This window comes from Jeotgalibaca porci, assembly GCF_011299095.1.
Lineage (GTDB): Bacteria > Bacillota > Bacilli > Lactobacillales > Aerococcaceae > Jeotgalibaca > Jeotgalibaca porci.
The window spans coordinates 637,501-654,374 of sequence record NZ_CP049889.1; the positions used below are offsets into that span (position 1 = coordinate 637,501).

The 16,874-nt window shown below is 42.8% G+C and carries 14 protein-coding genes; 3 read left to right on the plus strand and 11 right to left on the minus strand.

What is annotated here, in order from left to right:
- Positions 1–37: 37 nt before the first annotated feature.
- From G7058_RS03325 to G7058_RS03355, 7 genes are all read right to left on the minus strand, one after another.
- The gene (locus G7058_RS03325) at positions 38–2,311 is read right to left on the minus strand and encodes a glycoside hydrolase family 65 protein (RefSeq protein ID WP_166062217.1); all 2,274 of its coding nucleotides are present in this window, start codon (positions 2,309–2,311) and stop codon (positions 38–40) included.
- A 33-nt stretch (positions 2,312–2,344) separates the two neighbouring features.
- Entirely contained in the window at positions 2,345–3,136 is a 792-nt protein-coding gene (locus G7058_RS03330) for a DUF1189 family protein (RefSeq protein ID WP_166062218.1), read from the minus strand.
- An 81-nt stretch (positions 3,137–3,217) separates the two neighbouring features.
- Positions 3,218–4,081 (minus strand): sugar ABC transporter permease, encoded by an 864-nt coding sequence (locus G7058_RS03335; protein ID WP_166062219.1) that lies wholly within the window; start codon positions 4,079–4,081, stop codon positions 3,218–3,220.
- A gap of 3 nt (positions 4,082–4,084) precedes the next feature.
- Positions 4,085–5,416, minus strand: coding sequence for a sugar ABC transporter permease (locus tag G7058_RS03340; RefSeq protein WP_166062220.1), 1,332 nt, complete (start codon positions 5,414–5,416; stop codon positions 4,085–4,087).
- 109 nt (positions 5,417–5,525) lie between these two features.
- A complete protein-coding gene (locus tag G7058_RS03345) occupies positions 5,526–6,830 on the minus strand; it encodes an extracellular solute-binding protein (protein ID WP_166062221.1) in 1,305 nt (434 codons plus the stop codon).
- Positions 6,831–6,944: 114 nt separating this feature from the next.
- Positions 6,945–8,255, minus strand: coding sequence for an alpha-amylase family glycosyl hydrolase (locus tag G7058_RS03350; protein ID WP_166062222.1), 1,311 nt, complete (start codon positions 8,253–8,255; stop codon positions 6,945–6,947).
- A 14-nt stretch (positions 8,256–8,269) separates the two neighbouring features.
- Positions 8,270–9,976, minus strand: a complete 1,707-nt coding sequence (locus G7058_RS03355) for a glycoside hydrolase family 13 protein (protein ID WP_166062223.1) — start codon at positions 9,974–9,976, stop codon at positions 8,270–8,272.
- 149 nt (positions 9,977–10,125) lie between these two features.
- Here G7058_RS03355 and proC point away from each other — a divergent pair, with 149 nt between their 5' ends.
- Positions 10,126–10,932: a pyrroline-5-carboxylate reductase gene (proC, locus tag G7058_RS03360; RefSeq protein ID WP_166062224.1), complete on the plus strand. Its 807-nt coding sequence runs from the start codon at positions 10,126–10,128 to the stop codon at positions 10,930–10,932.
- A 102-nt stretch (positions 10,933–11,034) separates the two neighbouring features.
- Positions 11,035–11,673, plus strand: a complete 639-nt coding sequence (locus G7058_RS03365; protein WP_166062225.1) for a GNAT family N-acetyltransferase — start codon at positions 11,035–11,037, stop codon at positions 11,671–11,673.
- Here the strand turns inward: G7058_RS03365 and G7058_RS03370 are convergent.
- Positions 11,605–12,552, minus strand: coding sequence for a LacI family DNA-binding transcriptional regulator (locus G7058_RS03370; RefSeq protein ID WP_166062226.1), 948 nt, complete (start codon positions 12,550–12,552; stop codon positions 11,605–11,607). The genes G7058_RS03365 and G7058_RS03370 overlap by 69 nt on opposite strands.
- A gap of 73 nt (positions 12,553–12,625) precedes the next feature.
- Positions 12,626–13,060, minus strand: coding sequence for a Fur family transcriptional regulator (locus tag G7058_RS03375; RefSeq protein ID WP_166063695.1), 435 nt, complete (start codon positions 13,058–13,060; stop codon positions 12,626–12,628).
- A 166-nt stretch (positions 13,061–13,226) separates the two neighbouring features.
- Between G7058_RS03375 and G7058_RS03380 the strand changes: the two genes are divergently transcribed.
- The gene (locus tag G7058_RS03380) at positions 13,227–14,309 is read left to right on the plus strand and encodes an FUSC family protein (protein ID WP_166062227.1); all 1,083 of its coding nucleotides are present in this window, start codon (positions 13,227–13,229) and stop codon (positions 14,307–14,309) included.
- Positions 14,310–14,496: 187 nt separating this feature from the next.
- Here G7058_RS03380 and G7058_RS03385 read toward each other — a convergent pair whose 3' ends face one another.
- Both G7058_RS03385 and G7058_RS03390 read right to left on the minus strand, forming a co-directional pair.
- Positions 14,497–15,858, minus strand: a complete 1,362-nt coding sequence (locus G7058_RS03385) for an ISL3 family transposase (protein ID WP_166062228.1) — start codon at positions 15,856–15,858, stop codon at positions 14,497–14,499.
- Between the two features lie 160 nt (positions 15,859–16,018).
- A complete protein-coding gene (locus G7058_RS03390; RefSeq protein WP_227004485.1) occupies positions 16,019–16,867 on the minus strand; it encodes a Cof-type HAD-IIB family hydrolase in 849 nt (282 codons plus the stop codon).
- Positions 16,868–16,874: the final 7 nt, after the last annotated feature.

The window sequence follows — 16,874 nt, forward strand, 5'->3', positions numbered from 1 at the left end:
CTAAAAAGGACTGGGAAGCTCCCAGCCCTCCATTGCTCTATTGTAACGCTTTTGTTATTGTATCAGAAATCATAACGATTTCATCGAATAATTTAACTTCCATTGATTCGCCTTCTTCAATTGTTAAGCGAACACCTTCTTTATCTACATGAACGTCTACTAAACGGCCACGGTAGTTAATCTTGAAGTCATAGGCTTCCCATTGTTTCGGTAAGAACGGCTTGAAGGTCAACATTTCATCCGTTACATACATACCGGCAAACCCTTCAACGATTGACAACCATGCCCCACTCATTGACGTAATGTGCAAGCCATCTTCCGTATCATTGTTATAGTTATCCAAGTCTAAGCGCGCTGTACGTGCATACAATTCTACTGCTTTTTCTTCACGTCCCAATTCTGCTGCAATTATTGCATGAATACTTGGTGACAAGGAAGACTCATGAACAGTCATTGGTTCGTAGAAATCAAAGTTTCTTTCTTTCTCTTCCAATGTAAACTGATCACGTAAGTAGTAAATGCTTTGAAGAACATCGGCTTGTTTAATAAATGGCGAACGTAAAATCTTATCCCATGACCAATTTTGATTCAATGGCAAATCAGACGCATCCAAATCGCTCACCGGCATCAAATCTTTATCCAAGAACGTATCGTGTTGAACATAAACACCTAGTTCTTCATCATAAGGATAGTACATATTGTCAATAACAGCTTGCCATTTTTCTTTCTCTTCTTCCGTCACCGCCAACTCTTTAACTTTCGAATCGTCGGCTCCTTTCAGAGTTTCCAATGTATATGCCAATGACCAAGCCGCCATCCGGTTTGTATGGAAGTTGTTGTTTACGTTATTTTCGTATTCGTTCGGTCCGGTAACCCCATGCATCATGTATTTGCCTGCATGTTTAGAGTAATGTACCCGGTCGGCCCAGAAACGAGCTGTTCCTACTAATACATCCAAACCATCGTTCACACGGTATGATTCATCACCCGTATATTTCGTATAGTTATAAATGGCATGTGTAATCGCCGCATTCCGGTGAATTTCCATAAAGGTAATTTCCCACTCATTATGGCATTCAATCCCGGTAAAGGTCACCATTGGATACAACGCTCCTGCTAACCCTTGCTTTCCGGCATTCACATACGCATTATCCAATTGATTATGACGGTACTGCAATAAATTACGTGTTACTTCCGGATCTGCAACTGCTAAATACATCGGCACGATAAATGCTTCTGTATCCCAGTAAGTTGCACCACCGTATTTTTCGCCGGTAAAGCCTTTTGGTCCGACGTTCAAGCGGTCATCTTCGCCGTAATAAGTTGAGAACAAACCGTATAAGTTAAAACGCAGACCTTGTTGGGCTTCGTCATCACCTACGATTTTAACATCGGCTTTTTGCCAACGTACTTCCCACGCTCCCACGTTCTCTGCCAACATTTTTTCGAAGCCTTTCGCTTTTGCTGCTTCTGCAAGTGCAGTTGCTTTTGCTTCTTGTTCAGCCGGTTCAACATCACGACTCGTTACCATTGCGACGTATTTAGTTAGTACCACTGTATCGCCTTCAGAAACGCGACCCGTATATGTTTCAAATGCCTGTAAATTAGCAACTTCTGAACCGCTCAATTCCAAACCAGTTACGTCATTCAACATCAAGCCGGTTACCGTGAATTGTTCAATCCCAAAGTTATTTTTAATTGTACGAACAGTCACACTTGCAGGTGCAACATTCTCGCTCACTTGTTCCCAGAACATTTCTTCATAGTTCGCATCTTCATTATGAACCTGATTGTCCAATCCCGGTTTTAGTGAGATTTCCGGCTGACCTTTCAAAACTTCCGCTTTTACTTGGATAACAGCCATTTCTTTATCCACGATACTCAAGAAGCGCGTAAACACAAACTGAATTTCAGTTGCTTTATCTTCGCTCGTCCACACAAAACGACGTGTTAAAACGCCTGTCTTCATGTCCGATTCCAAATAGAAATCGCGGAACGTATCTTTCGCCAAGTCCACTTGATGCCCATCAACCGTAATACCAACTTGAATAATGTTCATCGCATTGATTACTTTTCCGAAATAATCCGGGTAACCATTCTTCCACCAACCCACACGTGTCTTATCCGGGTACCAAACCCCTGCCAAATAAGTTCCTTCATGCGTATCGCCGGAATAACCTTCTTCAAAGTTCCCCCGCATTCCCATATACCCATTACCAATTGATGTCAAACTTTCTTGAAGTCTCTTATCTTCTGGTTGGAAAGTTGAAGTCTTCACTTTCCACGGATCAATATCAAATAATCGCTTCATCGGTTCGCTCCACTCCTTTATACTGCCAGCTTTCTATTTATCTTCTTCTGCTTGAATAAATGCTTCTGAAAAACGTGTTTTGAAATATAACAAGATAATCATGACCACTAATCCCATTGACTGGATGCTCATCATTGACGTAATCTCCGGTAAAAATAACCCGATTACTAATGACGCCAACACTGGCAGTCCCATCGCGTTTAGAATCATGTTGACACTCTCTTTAAATGAATCAATTTCCATTTCTGAATACTTGCCCGCTAAAAACATAAAGAACGAGGCACCCAGTACTAATAAGACATTCATTAACAACAGCATTCCTGCTATCATGAATGAATAGGTCGCAACAAAAAATACACGATTCATATAATACCATTGCCGCCCTATCTCGGATCGGACAGATTCAACGGAATCGCCCCAATCTACATCTTTCGTATACGTTACCCGTGACAAGGGTAAATCCTTTTCCTGGAGTAATAATTCCGTTTCTCCAAAGAATATAACATTTTCAGCTTCCAAAGCCGTCGCTTCATCCTCGCCTCCAGCAACAACGCCATTTTCCTTGATAATGAAAAATGGCTCATTGCTGTTCAACGCCGTCACGACTTCCTCGTCTACCAAGTCATACAGGACTGGATAGGTCCCTTTTAAGTTATAACTACCTTCGTCTGCATAATTCAATACGATGGGAATCATCATGAGCCCATTTAAGAACAGGATGACAAAGATAATTTTTGACCACGTTAATTGTGTTCGTCCCCGAAACATTTTCACCGGCGTTAGAATACTGTTAAAGTAATTTAACGGAAAAGTTGCATTTTGCATGCGAGTCCACCTACATTTCTTTATTTTCTTCATTCTAGTTGAAGGTCGCCGTACACGCAATCGCAACTCCCTAAAATATGTTTAGCCTTTTGTACCACCAGCTGTTAAACCAGAAACAAAGTTCTTTTGTAAGAAGAAGAACAGGGTTGCGATTGGAAGTGCAATCAAGATGGCACCTGCCGCAAACAACGCCACACGTTGATCACGCGGGTTGTTAATAAATGTTTGCAAGCCATTTGCTACTGTATAGTTTGCTGGCGAACGCAGTAAGAAACGTGCAAGCAAGTACTCACCAAATGGCGACATGAATGCCCATAGTGCTTGAACCGCAATCATCGGACGGACAAGCGGTAAAATAATTTGCCAGAACGTACGTAAATGTCCCGCTCCATCCAAACGTGCCGATTCATCCAACTCCATTGGTACTGTATCGAAGTACCCTTTCATTAACCACGTATTCATTGGAATACCACCGCCGATATAAACGAAAATCAAGAACCAGTGTTGGTCCAATCCGCCCAGTAGCAACGCCATAACGTAAAATGCAGTAAGAGCCGCCGTCGTTGGAACCATTTGAACAATCAAGAAAAATTTCAATGATTGTTTACGGCCAATAAAACGGTAACGGCTATACGCGAAACCAGCTAACGTAATCGCTGCTACTTGAATAACCATCGTCGTAACTGCAACTTTCAAAGTGTTCATATACCACTGTGGATATAGTGTTTCTTGGAATAAACGACGGAAGTTATTTAATGTCCAAGGTCCGCTCAGTTTCAAGTCAAACGCCATCAAGTTTCCGCCCCGGAAAGCAGATGTTGCCGTAATCAAAAGCGGATAAATAATGATGATACTCATAAATACTAAGTAGGTATAGGTCAAAATTTTATTGAGACGGCGTGCACCTTTTTGAGTCCGGATTCTTTTAGGTTTATTCGTTTCCATATTCTAATCCTCCATTTCAAATGCACGAGTCCGGCTGAAGATTAACATTGAAATCGTAATAACGACTGCTGAGATAATCAATGTTACTGCCGAAGCAATGTTGTATTGTGGTGATTGCCCTGTTGTCAGTTTGTAGATCCAAGAAATTAAGATATCCGTTGCACCTGCACCTGACCCCACGCTACCCGGTCCACCTTCGTTGAACAGGTAAATCATGGAGAAGTTGTTAAAGTTACCCGTATATTGCGTTACGAAAATTGGTGCTGCTACCGCAAAGATTTGTGGCAAGGTAATATAACGGAATTTTTGAATGTTCGTTGCACCGTCGATAACCGCTGCTTCATACCAATCGCTCGGAATAGATTGTAAAATACCTGATACCAATACATAAATGTACGGGAATCCTAACCAACCTTGGATGGAAATAATCGCAATTTTCGTCCAGAACGGATCTGTTTTCCAAGCAATTGACGGAATGTCGACAAATGGTAAGTTATTAATAAACGGAATAACTTGTGAGTTAATTGCGCCAACGGAATCGTTAAACATATTTGAGAATGACATGATTGTAATAAACGCAGGAACCGCCCATGGAAGAAGCATAATAACTCCAAAGATACGTTTTCCTTTAATAAATGGTTGATTCAAAATCATGGCTGTAAAAATACCGATAGCAACTTGTAAGGTTGTTGCGGAAACGGTCCAGATAACCGTCCATGAGAATACAGCACCGAAAGTATCACGGTAAGTACTTAAAGAAACAATGTTCTTAAATGTATCAAATCCAACCCAATCGACTAAGTTGCCAGGTGGAATATGGTAAAAGTCATAGTTGGTGAATGAGATAAAAATCGTTACCAAAACTGGGAATAAGATCGCGAAAATCATGACAATATATGCCGGAATCGTTAGGAAATAGGCAAAGCCGTTGTTATAAGCATTCAGTAACATTGCTTTAGGTGAGTAGTTAATATTCGATGGGTCCAGCGCTTTTAATTTCGCCACACGATTGGCATCGTAAATATTAATCACCCAAATTAAAGCAAAGATAAGCATAACGAGTATTTGCAAGGCCCCTTCGATCATCATAAAGAGCGAGTGATCCTCACGCGGTGTTGTTCCTAAAGTTACTAAACCACTAATCGCATCTGCACCAAATACTACCATTTCAATGATAACAAAGCCTAAAAAGACAAAGAATAAAAGCGCTTTGGCCGTTTGTTTATTATAGAGCTGCCCCAGACCTGGAATGATAGATAGAAGTGTTGCTTTTTTAATCCGTTGTTGATCTTCGGTGGAAAATACAACTTTTTTCCGTCCATTTGATTGTCCCACGGTAATTCCCCCTTTTTTCAAAAAAACCAAAGGCAGAGACAGGGCATGTCTCTGCCGAACGGTATTTCATAAACGTGCTCTAAAATGCTTTTAGATTACACTGATTTTATTAATATTTTTGCTCGATGTTTTGTTTAATTAATTCTGTTGCATCGTTTGCAGATTCTTCAGCCGTTTTGTTTCCTGAAGCTGCGTCGAACATCATTGTTTCTGCGCCTGTCCAAACTTCAGCCATTTCTGGGATGTTTGGCATTGGAATTGCAGAGTTGTATTGCTCGATAACGGCAACAGCCAATTCGTCTTCACCAGCATCCGCAATCACTTTACGTGAAGCGTTGTTAGCTGGGATTTCAGCTGTAAATTCTTCGAATAGCAATGTTTGATTTTCTTCGTTTGTTACAAAGTTTAACCATTCTTGTGCCAATTCGCCGACTTCTGAGTAAGAAGAGATAACCCATGCTTTACCACCAGCAAACGGTGCATATGGATCGCCATTTGGAAGTGTTGGAACGGGTGCAACACCGTAATCAACGCCTGAGTCACGGTAGTTCGCTGCTCCCCAAGGTCCGTTGATGATTGCTGCTGCTGTTCCGCCGATGAATTGATCATCAATGAAGTTCCCAGAAGTTGTTTTGTCTAACATTCCTTGTGGCCAGTATTCTTGGAACCACTTAGATCCGTATTCAATCGCTTCAATTGCGCCCTCTGAATTTAAACCAACATCCGTTGTGTCTGTTCCATCTGCTCCAAATACGTATCCGCCGTAACCAGCCAATAGTCCGTATGAGTTGTAGAAGTCAATCCAGTTAGATAAGAAAGCAGTTGATTTGCCTGCTTCAGAAGCAAATGCAAAACGCTCATCTTTTGTTAATTCTTCTAATTCAGCAAATGTTGTTGGCGCAGTGTCCAGCAATGCTTTGTTGTAATACATGACCAACGCTTCAATTACGAATGGACTACCGTAGATTGTATCGTTCGCTGTAACTTGTAAGTTATCCGTTTCATCGTAACGACCATCTTCTGGCAATGTGACATCTAGCAAGTGTCCTTGTTGTCCTAAACCACCAACGCGGTCATAAGGCGCGATCATTACGTCTGGACCTAGCATTGCTGGACCATCCAATGGCAGTGCTTCAAGGTTTTCGAACATGTCACGTTCTGTTATTTCAACCGTTACGCCATACTCTTCCTCAAAAGCCGGAATAATTTCTTCAACAAACGCTGAGTAGCCGTCTTCGACTGATACGTTTAAAGTTTGGCCAGCGAAATCGCCGCTTGCAGTTTCTTCAGTACCAGGATCCGTTGAGCTGACAACTTCTGATTCTGTTTCTTCTCCTCCGCCACACGCTGCCAATAATAAAGCAGATGAAGCTGCCAAAAGACCTAATTTACTTTTTTTCCAATTTGTTAACATATTTCCATCCTCCTAGATGTCTATACATATTTTTTTATTACATATCCATTATCAGCTTGAAAACCCTTTTTTGCAAGCGTTTCCTTAATGTTATCGGTAACAATATAGTAATAATTAAAATACCGGTTGTTTTTCGTGGAAATGTGTAAAGATCATCGGCTCGCCTTTTGAAGCGATTAGACCATCTTTGACCACGATTGTTTCTGTATCTATTAAATTGCGGTACTCACCATCCGGCACTTCCACCGAAACATCATGACGTTTGCCATCCAAACTGAAAAGACCATGAACCGTCCGGCCTTCATAGACATAAGAACCGTTTACGACATCGACACCCTCTTCTGCTTCCAAGTGATAGGCACCTTCACGCACTGCCGCATCCACTTTTAGATGGCGCAAGCGTTGCATCAACATGGTTAATTCCATATCGGCTTCATCCCACGCAATGGGATCGACATTGAATAAATCAGGTAAATGCGCGATTCCTTTTTCTTGCCCGCCAAATACCAACGTTGTTCCTTTTTGGAAAAATAAGAACGCCGTCCAGTTCCGAACCGCCCGCGGATCTGCTACACGTGAACGGAATCGCGGGTGGTCGTGGTTTTCCAAGAAGCGTAATTTCACATAGTTCTTCGCATAGATACCGTCTTGGAACATCAAAATTTTCAAATACGTCTTTAAAGAAATTTCTTTATTTAAATAAGCGGTATAGAAATCTTCCACATCATAATCGTAAGTGATGTCAAAGGCTTCGAATACTTCGTTATCTGATAAACCAACGTTACCACGGTCGCGGTGTTCACGCAGAAAATGAGGGTGAACCGATTCCGCCAACCAAAGCGTATCCGGGTTTACTTCTGCGACTTCCTTACGAGCACGTAACCAGAATTCTTGTGGAACAAGACTGGCCACGTCACAGCGGTAGCCATCGACTATCTCCGACCACATCTTCAATGTTTCAATTTGATAGTCCCATAAATCCTGATGTGAATAATCCAAATCTACGATGTCATACCACTCGCCGACTTTATTTCCCATTTTGCCATTCGGACGGCGGTAGAACCACTCCGGATGTTCTTCTACGAGAACCGAGTCCGGAGAAGTGTGATTGTAAACGACATCAATGATACATTTCATATCATTCGCATGAATCGCATCCACCAACATTTTGAAATCTTCCAGCGTTCCATAAGCAGGGTTGATGCCGCGGTAGTCCTTGATTGCATACGGACTACCCGCCTCCCCTTTACGCATTAATTCTCCAATGGGATGAATCGGCATTAACCAGATGATATCCGTTCCCAATGCTTTAATACGTGGCAAATCCGGAATGATTGCCTTAAATGTTCCTTCTTTCGTATGATTGCGAACATAAATACTGTACATCATTTGGTTGCGTAGTTCTGTATTTGTATCGTAAGCCATAAACATCCTCCTACTTATTCATAATCCGTCAATAACACAACTGCTCCGTAGGCACCTAAGCGAACCGTATTTCCACCTTTAATGAGGCGAACGCCTTCATTGGATAGAATCGGACGACGATATCCGTTATCAGGAACAGGTTCTAAATCGTAATAGTGCATATCTTCGGTAACGTTACAGATAATCGTTGCGACTTTGTTGTCGAGCTCGCGTTCGTATGCGTAGAAATGGTCATCCGTAAGCAATAAACGATAGGCGCCACTGTTAAATAATTCTGTACGTTTCAAGTCCAATACTTTTTTGTAATGAATCAAAATACTGTTGGAATCCATCATCTGTTCTTTCACGTTGTATTTCTTCTCGACATTGACACCGCTCCACGGCTCAACCGTTGAGAAACCGGCTTGATCACCGTCATGCCATTGCATACCACCACGCGCCGAGTCTTTAGACGTTTCCCGTAAATTGTGCAACGCCCATTCCCGGGTATAACCCAGGTCTAACGCTTTTTCATAGAATTTTTGCGCTTCGGGCGAGTCGAAATCCTCAATCGCATCGATGAACAAATTCTTCATACCGATTTCTTCACCGTTGTAAATAACCGGAATTCCTTTTTGAAGATACATCAACGTTGCCAACATCTTCGCGGAGTTGTCGCGGTAAACGTGGTCATTTCCGATTCGGGAAACAGTCCGGGCCATGTCGTGGTTACTCCAATAAAGCGTCGGCCCGCCGACATCATTCATCGCATGTTGCCACTGATCCATATTTTCTTTAAAAGGTTGATACAGTAAGTTTGTTGCCTGCATATTTCCGTTCAAACGCGGGTCTTTCGACTCTTCATCCATCGTAAAGTAACGGAATGTAATGACGGAGTTACAGCCGCCTTGGTTGGGATCGCAATACGAACGCGCCAATTCAACATCCGCAGAGGCCGCTTCACCCAACATATAAATGTCTGGGAAATGCTCGCGCAAGGTTGTGGTGTAGATGCGCATGTATTGATTCACCATCGGCAAGTTCGCATAGTATTGTTCCGCCAGGGCAATTTCCCCTTCTGGCAAATCCAGATCCGGATAGCCCGCTTCTTTCACAATGTGGATAAAGGCATCGAGACGGAATCCGTCAATCCCTTTATCCAGCCAGAACAATGCAATATCCGTAAGATCGCGCCGTACATCCGGGTTTTCCCAGTTTAAGTCTGGCATTTCTTTGGCAAACAAGTGGAAATAATACTGATCATCATCACGCGGACCTTTCTCCCAAACTGAAGTCCCGAAGAAACCTTCCCAGTTATTGGGTGCTTTCGCACCTTCTTCTTTCCCATCACGCCAAATATAATAATTGCGGTATTTATTATCCGGTCCCTTCAATGCCTCTTGGAACCAAGGATGTTGGTCAGACGTATGATTTAAAATCATGTCAAAAATAATTTTAATTCCTCGGGCATGTGCTTCGTGAATCAGTTCCTCTACGTCTTCCATCGTCCCAAATTGAGGGTCGATTTGCATATAGTCCGAGACGTCGTAACCGTTATCAACTTTCGGTGAAGCAAAAATCGGGTTAATCCATAGCATGTTCACACCGAGACTCTGGATATAGTCCAATCGACGTGTAATTCCCGGGATATCGCCAATCCCGTCATGGTTGGTGTCCTGGAAACTCATTGGGTACACTTGGTATAAAATCGTTTTATGCCACCAGGGCGTATGTGGATCCATGTTCCTGCCTCCTCTTAGAAATCCTCTTACTCCTAGTTTCGCTGAAAACGATTCCGAAAGCAAATTGTTACCGTTACCAAAATTACGTTTTGGATGCGTTCAAGTTCTTGTTATAATAGAAGATAAATAGATGAACGGATGGTGCGTGAATGGAGAAAATGATTGGTTTTATTGGCATGGGAAATATGGGACAGGCGATAGTGAAAGGCATCTTAGAGGCGGGCTTTACGACGGCCGAAAATGTGATTGCTTCCAGACGAAATGTTGATTTGCTTCAGGAGTTACATGCTGATTTTGGTATTCGGGTAACGGGTGACAACAAAGAAGTTGCACGCGAAGCCGATATTTTATTTTTAGCGGTTAAGCCGCATTTATATGACAGCGTGATTAAAGAAGTCCGTGATGTGGTGAAGGCAGAGGCGATCATTGTGAATATTGCAGCCGGTGTTTCACTTTCCGATATCGCGGAGTCATTTGGCAAACCTGTGAAAGTCGTGCGCGCTATGCCCAATACCCCAGCCGCAGTCGGTGAAGGAATGGTTGCGTTGTGCTTTAGCGAAGGGTTATCGAAGGATGAGCAAGAGGAAATGGTCGCCTTGTTCGGGAGTTTAGGTAAAGCGGAAATTGTCGAGGAACGGCTATTTGATGCCGTCATCGGCGTGAGCGGTTCATCGCCGGCACTGTTGTTCATGGTTATCGAAGCGATGGCAGATGCGGTCGTCAAAGCCGGTATGCCCCGTGCGCAAGCCTATCAGTTTGCTGCCCAAGCGATGCTCGGCTCAGCTAAAATGGTGTTGGAATCCGGCGCGCATCCCGGTGCTTTGAAAGATGCCGTGTGCTCGCCCGGTGGCACGACCATTGAAATGGTTGTTAAAGCCGAAGAAGCCGGTCTGCGCAACGCCGTTATACAGGCAGTCGAAGCAGCGGTGGCTAAATCGATCGAGATGAATGGATAAGTTCTAAGTCAGTTGGTGTTTTATGGTGTGAAAAATAAGTTGACTTTATTTTCAACTTTCACTAAGCTAGCGAGGTGCTCATTTCAGAAAGGAACATCTCTTATGCTTCAATTAAAATCAGTAACTAACTTAAAAACACTCTTAAAAGTGCGGCGCTTGTATCTGGATGCATTTCCAGGTTTCGAACGTCTGCCTTTTTGGGTGTTGCTCTACAAAGCCAAAAAGAGTGACAGTAAACTATCCGCTATTTACAACGGCGACCAGTTTGTGGGTCTGACAAATGTGGCGTATTACCAAGATATTGTGTATCTTTTTTATTTGGCGATTGACCCTACTCTCCGTTCACACGGATACGGCAGTAAAATCCTTCACCTTTTGAAGGAGAACTATCCGGACAAACGTATTTTTCTCAATATTGAAAAAATCGATGAAATGTCAGATAACTTTGCGCAGCGTGTGAAACGTAAAAATTCTATCAGCAGAACGGCTTCCAAAATGCCGATTTTGAAGTCGAAACAGACGCGGTCACCTATGAAATTTTATACACCGGGGGACCCGTTGCCAGACAGGATTATGACTTATTGTTTAAGTCTTACTTACATCCCATCATTAGAAAACTCTTTCTATAAAATAAAACAGGAGCCGGAAATTTTACAATTTCCGAGCTCCTGTTTATTTTGTACTTTCTCTCATCACCAGTTGTGTATCAAACTCGATACTTTCAACTTCCTCATTCGGTAACTCAATCTTATTCAATACCAATTGCGCACATAACTCACCCATTCGGCGGACGTCCTGCTTAACAGTTGTCAGTTTGGGAACGGCAATCTGATCCAACAAGACGCCGTCGAAGCCGATGACCCCGTAGTCTCCAGGAACTGACTTACCCGCTTGATAAATCCCATTTTCAACGCCCAACGCTAAGCGGTCCGATCCACAAACGAAGCATGTATTTTCCGGATACATATGCAGATTTTCCCGGAAGTATTCCATCGTCGGAGTCGAATGATTATCAAAACGCAGAATCTCCGGTTCCATCCCGGCGGCAGCCATCGCATCCAAATACCCTTTTTCACGCGAACGTTCGAACCGGTCTGTCACGTCAATTCCGACAAATGTAATTTTGTCATAGCCTCTTTCGATTGCAAAGTTCGTCGCTTTTACCGTGCCGCCGACATTATCAGAATCGACATATGTCACGCCGTAGTCATTTTCCCCAAACAACACGACCGGCTTCGGCATCTCCTTAATCCATTCATAATCATTCTCGCGCATGCCCATTATAATATAACCGTCGCACTCCGTTTTATTTATACTATCCTGCGTAATCAACTGCAAGGCATAATGATTTTTATCCAATTCACTCGCAATCCCAATAAGCAAATTCATAAAATACGGATCCGTTGTATCCATTTCCTCCAAAATCATTACCTTTACAATCAATGTTCTGTTTTGCGCGAGAGCTTTCGCCACTTTATTCGGGCGGTAATCCAGCTCTACCATCGCTCTGTGAACCAAGTCACGGAGTTCCTCAGTCACTTGTTCGGGATGATTAATCACGCGCGAAACTGTCATTTTTGAAACATTCGCCAGTTTGGCAACATCATTTAAAGTTGGCATTCGGTTACCCCTTCATATAAACTTATTTCTTCTATTATACAACAAAAGTAGCCTTTCCCCTATAAGGAAAAGACTACTTTGGGAGAACAAGACAATCCGCACATACGCCGTACACTTCCATCCGGTGATGCGTGACCTCGAATCCGATTAGACTTTCCGTAATATCTTCTAAATCATCCAAAACCGGATAATATAAATCCAGCACCGCACCACACTTTTCACAAATCGCGTGGTAATGTTGTGTATTCGTAAAATCAAACCGGCTCGCGCCGTCTCCGTATGTCAGCTCTTTAACAAAACCAACCTTTGTAAATAAATGCAGGTTATTATAAACAGTTGCTGCACTCATACTCGGAAAGGCCGCTGATAGTGCCTGATATATTTCATCCGCAGTGGGATGATTGTCCGTTTCCACCATAAATTCGAGAATTGCTTCCCGTTGTGGCGTAATCCGGATATTTTCATTTCTTAACTTGTTCAAAGAATCTGTTACCATAGGATGTGCCATCATTATGACCCTCTTTCTGATGGGTAGGCTTCTTTACTCGACATAATTATAACAAATTTTCAATCAATTTCCACAATCTTTGCCTTTAACCAGTTAGTGATTTACAATTAAGGTAAAAATAGGATATAATGACTCGATAAAAATATTTTTCCGGAGCTGAATAAATATGAAATTAGGTGCGCGTGCGTTCAAGACCGGACTAGCTGTGACCTTATCAATAATACTCGCCCAGTTGATTTCAGTGGATGCAGGCGTCATTGCTGGAATCTCTGCTGTCCCCTCAACGCAGCCCTCTGTGGCTAAATCGTATTCGACCATGCGGAACCGACTCATCGCCAACACAATCGGTGGTTTTCTAGCCGCCATCATTGGAACCAGTATTGACATCAATGTCATCGTCATCGGACTAGCTACTGTCCTTCTCATTGCCATCTTAAATTATTTAAAATTGAGTGATGTGATTAGCTTGGCAGCGATTACCATGATTGTGATTATGCTAAATGACAGCGGATCGCTCTACAATGTCGCAGCCATTCGTGTAGCCGAAACCTTTATTGGTGTCATCATTGCCTTTCTGGTCAACACATTTATTCATCCACCGCGATACGGTGAGAAACTTTACCATATTATCGACTATGCAACGAGCGAATTTCTCGTCTGGATCAGTTCCAGTTTGCGGAAAAACACTGATTTTGCGATTATGAACAAAGACTTAAAATGGGCGCGCGTTCAACTCGCTCGGATGGATTATTTCTTTGAACTCTTGCAAGAAAGTAAATTACCCTTCACCAAGTATAAATTAGATGAACAAAAACAATTAGTTATTTACCGACGTATGATTAGAACGACACGTGCGGCTTATGGCGTTCTGCTCGTATTGCACGATTATGAAAATAGCTTCTTTAATTTCCCACAGTCCATGCGAATTACGATTCGTGAGCGTATGGAAACGCTGATGACGGGGCACGAACAAATTATGTTGAAATTCAGTGGCCGAATCGCACCCGAACAAGTCCATTTCTTCGAAGCAAATAAAGAAGAGCGAAAACTACTGCTCGATAACTTTTTCAAACACGCACGCGAAGAAAGTAACGTCCAAGACTTTGTCCATCAAAAAGGGTACAGCGGTATCCACTTGATGAGTGCCATTCTGGAGTACGAAGACGAGCTGATTAAATTTAACAAAGCCGTTTCTAACTTCCGCCAAGGAAATAAACATTACCATATTTCACAAATTGATGACTTTTAAGAGCGAGAAAGCCGAGGCGTAAAATGCCCGGCTTTTTTTTGAGGAATAGGCATGGATTACGAATCCGATCTGGATCTGTATGGAAAGTCGGACATGATTACCCGCACATGTCCGATTTATCCACAACATACAAAAACGGTTCTATGTCAAATAGTGTTGGTGGACCAACTGAAAGTCAAAGCGAAAACTAATTCGCTTTGGCTTTTTCTTTTTCTTCTTGTCGGCGCTTTTCCTCCTTGTAATGGAGTGCCTTCGGCTCAAATTGGCTCGCCGTCAGGCGGTAACTGATGAGGATGCGTGCACGCAGGTGGCTATAATTTCGATAACCGAATCCGGAACGCTTGATGTTTTTTATTTTATTGTTGACCCCTTCGATGGCCCCGTTGGACAAGGTATACAGACAAGCATTCCGGATGCCTTCCTGATACTTGAACAAAGTCTGCACGGTGGTACGGACTTTTTTTGGCAGTACATATTTCCTGGATTCTTCTAAAATGGTTTTGAATTGGTCAAAGTCATGCCTTTGGAGGGCGAAACGTAGGTCATTCACCAAGGTATAAACCTGGCGCAAGCGCGGGTTGATATGCAATAAATAGTCCACCATCATCTTCTCGGTCACCAGTCCCTCGTAAAGCCGGTGCGTCCGATAATCGGTGACGTCTAATTCCCACTCATTTTTCAAAAGCAATTTCCATTGTTTCTTCAGCTTACGGTAGTCCGTCTCGCTTTTTTTCTTGGCTTCATTCATGACGCGGATACGGAACGAATTGAGTGCCCGATTCAGGTGTTGGACAATATGGAACCGATCGATAACGATTTGCGCTTTAGGAAAACAGTCTTTTACGACCGCCAGATACGGGGAATACATGTCCATCGTGACAGTCTTCACGCTATAACGCGATTCCTTGGGATAGCGCATGAAGTAGTCAATCAGCTGATTCTGCCGTCTGTCCTCGACGACATCGATCAACCGGTGGTTTTGGGCATCAAGAAACAGGAAGCTCATGGCGCCGGACACATTTTTGACCGACTTGAATTCATCGATGGAAAGGTGTTGCGGGAGATAGATATGATTGGCCTCCAATGGCTCCGCCACTTTTTCAAGGACTCGGATGACCGTGCTGTTGGAAACGGAAAGGTGTTGCGCCACCAACCTCATGGACTGGATTTCCCGCAGTTCCATCGCGATTGTCCGTTTGATGATGTTGGAGATGAAGCAGTGTCGTTCAACGAGTTTTGTTTCAGCGATGAAGGTTTGAGCACAGTGTTTACACAAGAAACGTTGTTTCTTCAGACGCAGGAGAACCGGCTGGAAATTGATGTGGGTCAGCTTTATTGTGGACAGCTTCGTCCCGTTCTTGATGATATCTTGGTGGGAATCGTTTGTGATGCCGCATTTCTTACAACACCGCGGGGTGTAAGATAATTTCCCTTGGACAACGATGTTTTTAACTTGCTTGTTTTCTTCGAATACAACGGGCATGTCATCTAAATATATATTTGGGTCTTCTATTCCGAGCATTTTTTTAATACAATGAGTATGGGCCATGTGAGTCCTCCTATTGTTTTGTGTGGTAACTAAATTATAGGGGTTCACTGGCCTTTTTGCATTTAAAAACAAAAATGGTGCCAGTGAATCAAAATGATTCACCAACACCAAATATTATAGAGCCACAAAAACCTGAAGCATATTTGCTCCAGGTTTCTTATTATTGTTTATTTTTCAAAACAAACTTCTCAAGTGCATGTGCGACACCATCGTTTTCATTCGACAACGTCATTTCTTTTGCGATGCCTTTCAGACGCTCGGTTCCGTTTTCCATTACCACGCCCAGACCTGCAGCTTGAATCATGTCATAATCATTATTGCCGTCGCCGATTGCCATTACTTCATCACGTGCAATTCCCAAATCTTCCGCTAATTTTAATAAGGCGGTACCTTTGTTAACGTTTTTGGCACCTATTTCTAACAGATAGTTCTGGCTGCGTGCGATGGAAAAGGCTTCGTAGAATTCAGCCGGCAAAGCGGCTTCCACCTCATCAATCTCGGCTGTATTACCAAAGAACATTGTCTTTACATAATCGCCTTCTAGTGTAGCCAGTGAAGTCAATTCAACAGGCATGCGAACCGTCTCCCCTTCGCCTTGCAACTCAGGACGAATCTCAGCCGCTTCTTCATCCGGGGTAATCATGTAGAAATGTTCCTCGTTCATAAGCAGAAATTCGGCAGAAAAATCTTTACCAAACGCATATAATGTTTCAATCATTTCTTTTTCGAACGGCCAAACCTCGATGATTTCGCGCGTATCAGTCCGTGTAATCACAGCCCCATTTTGTGAAATGACGAAATCATCTTCCTTAAACATCTCAAGTTCTTCCAAATAAGGCATGATTCCCGCAATGGGACGGCCGGTACACAGAACAATTTTCACACCTTGATCCATTGCTTTATGAATCGTCTGCTTCACTTTAGCTGTCATAATCTTCTCTTCATTAACAAGTGTTCCATCGATATCTATCGCCACAAGTTTAATCACTGCAACACCCCATTTACTCATTTGAATC

What these genes read in the sequence shown, in the direction of transcription:
- G7058_RS03325 (WP_166062217.1), bottom strand. Translation starts at nt 2,311, where the DNA reads ATGAAGCGATTATTTGATATTGATCCGTGGAAAGTGAAGACTTCAACT.
- G7058_RS03330 (WP_166062218.1), bottom strand. Translation starts at nt 3,136, where the DNA reads ATGCAAAATGCAACTTTTCCGTTAAATTACTTTAACAGTATTCTAACG.
- G7058_RS03335 (WP_166062219.1), bottom strand. Translation starts at nt 4,081, where the DNA reads ATGGAAACGAATAAACCTAAAAGAATCCGGACTCAAAAAGGTGCACGC.
- G7058_RS03345 (WP_166062221.1), bottom strand. Translation starts at nt 6,830, where the DNA reads ATGTTAACAAATTGGAAAAAAAGTAAATTAGGTCTTTTGGCAGCTTCA.
- G7058_RS03350 (WP_166062222.1), bottom strand. Translation starts at nt 8,255, where the DNA reads ATGGCTTACGATACAAATACAGAACTACGCAACCAAATGATGTACAGT.
- G7058_RS03355 (WP_166062223.1), bottom strand. Translation starts at nt 9,976, where the DNA reads ATGGATCCACATACGCCCTGGTGGCATAAAACGATTTTATACCAAGTG.
- proC (WP_166062224.1), top strand. Translation starts at nt 10,126, where the DNA reads ATGGAGAAAATGATTGGTTTTATTGGCATGGGAAATATGGGACAGGCG.
- G7058_RS03365 (WP_166062225.1), top strand. Translation starts at nt 11,035, where the DNA reads ATGCTTCAATTAAAATCAGTAACTAACTTAAAAACACTCTTAAAAGTG.
- G7058_RS03370 (WP_166062226.1), bottom strand. Translation starts at nt 12,552, where the DNA reads ATGCCAACTTTAAATGATGTTGCCAAACTGGCGAATGTTTCAAAAATG.
- G7058_RS03375 (WP_166063695.1), bottom strand. Translation starts at nt 13,060, where the DNA reads ATGGCACATCCTATGGTAACAGATTCTTTGAACAAGTTAAGAAATGAA.
- G7058_RS03380 (WP_166062227.1), top strand. Translation starts at nt 13,227, where the DNA reads ATGAAATTAGGTGCGCGTGCGTTCAAGACCGGACTAGCTGTGACCTTA.
- G7058_RS03385 (WP_166062228.1), bottom strand. Translation starts at nt 15,858, where the DNA reads ATGGCCCATACTCATTGTATTAAAAAAATGCTCGGAATAGAAGACCCA.
- G7058_RS03390 (WP_227004485.1), bottom strand. Translation starts at nt 16,867, where the DNA reads ATGAGTAAATGGGGTGTTGCAGTGATTAAACTTGTGGCGATAGATATC.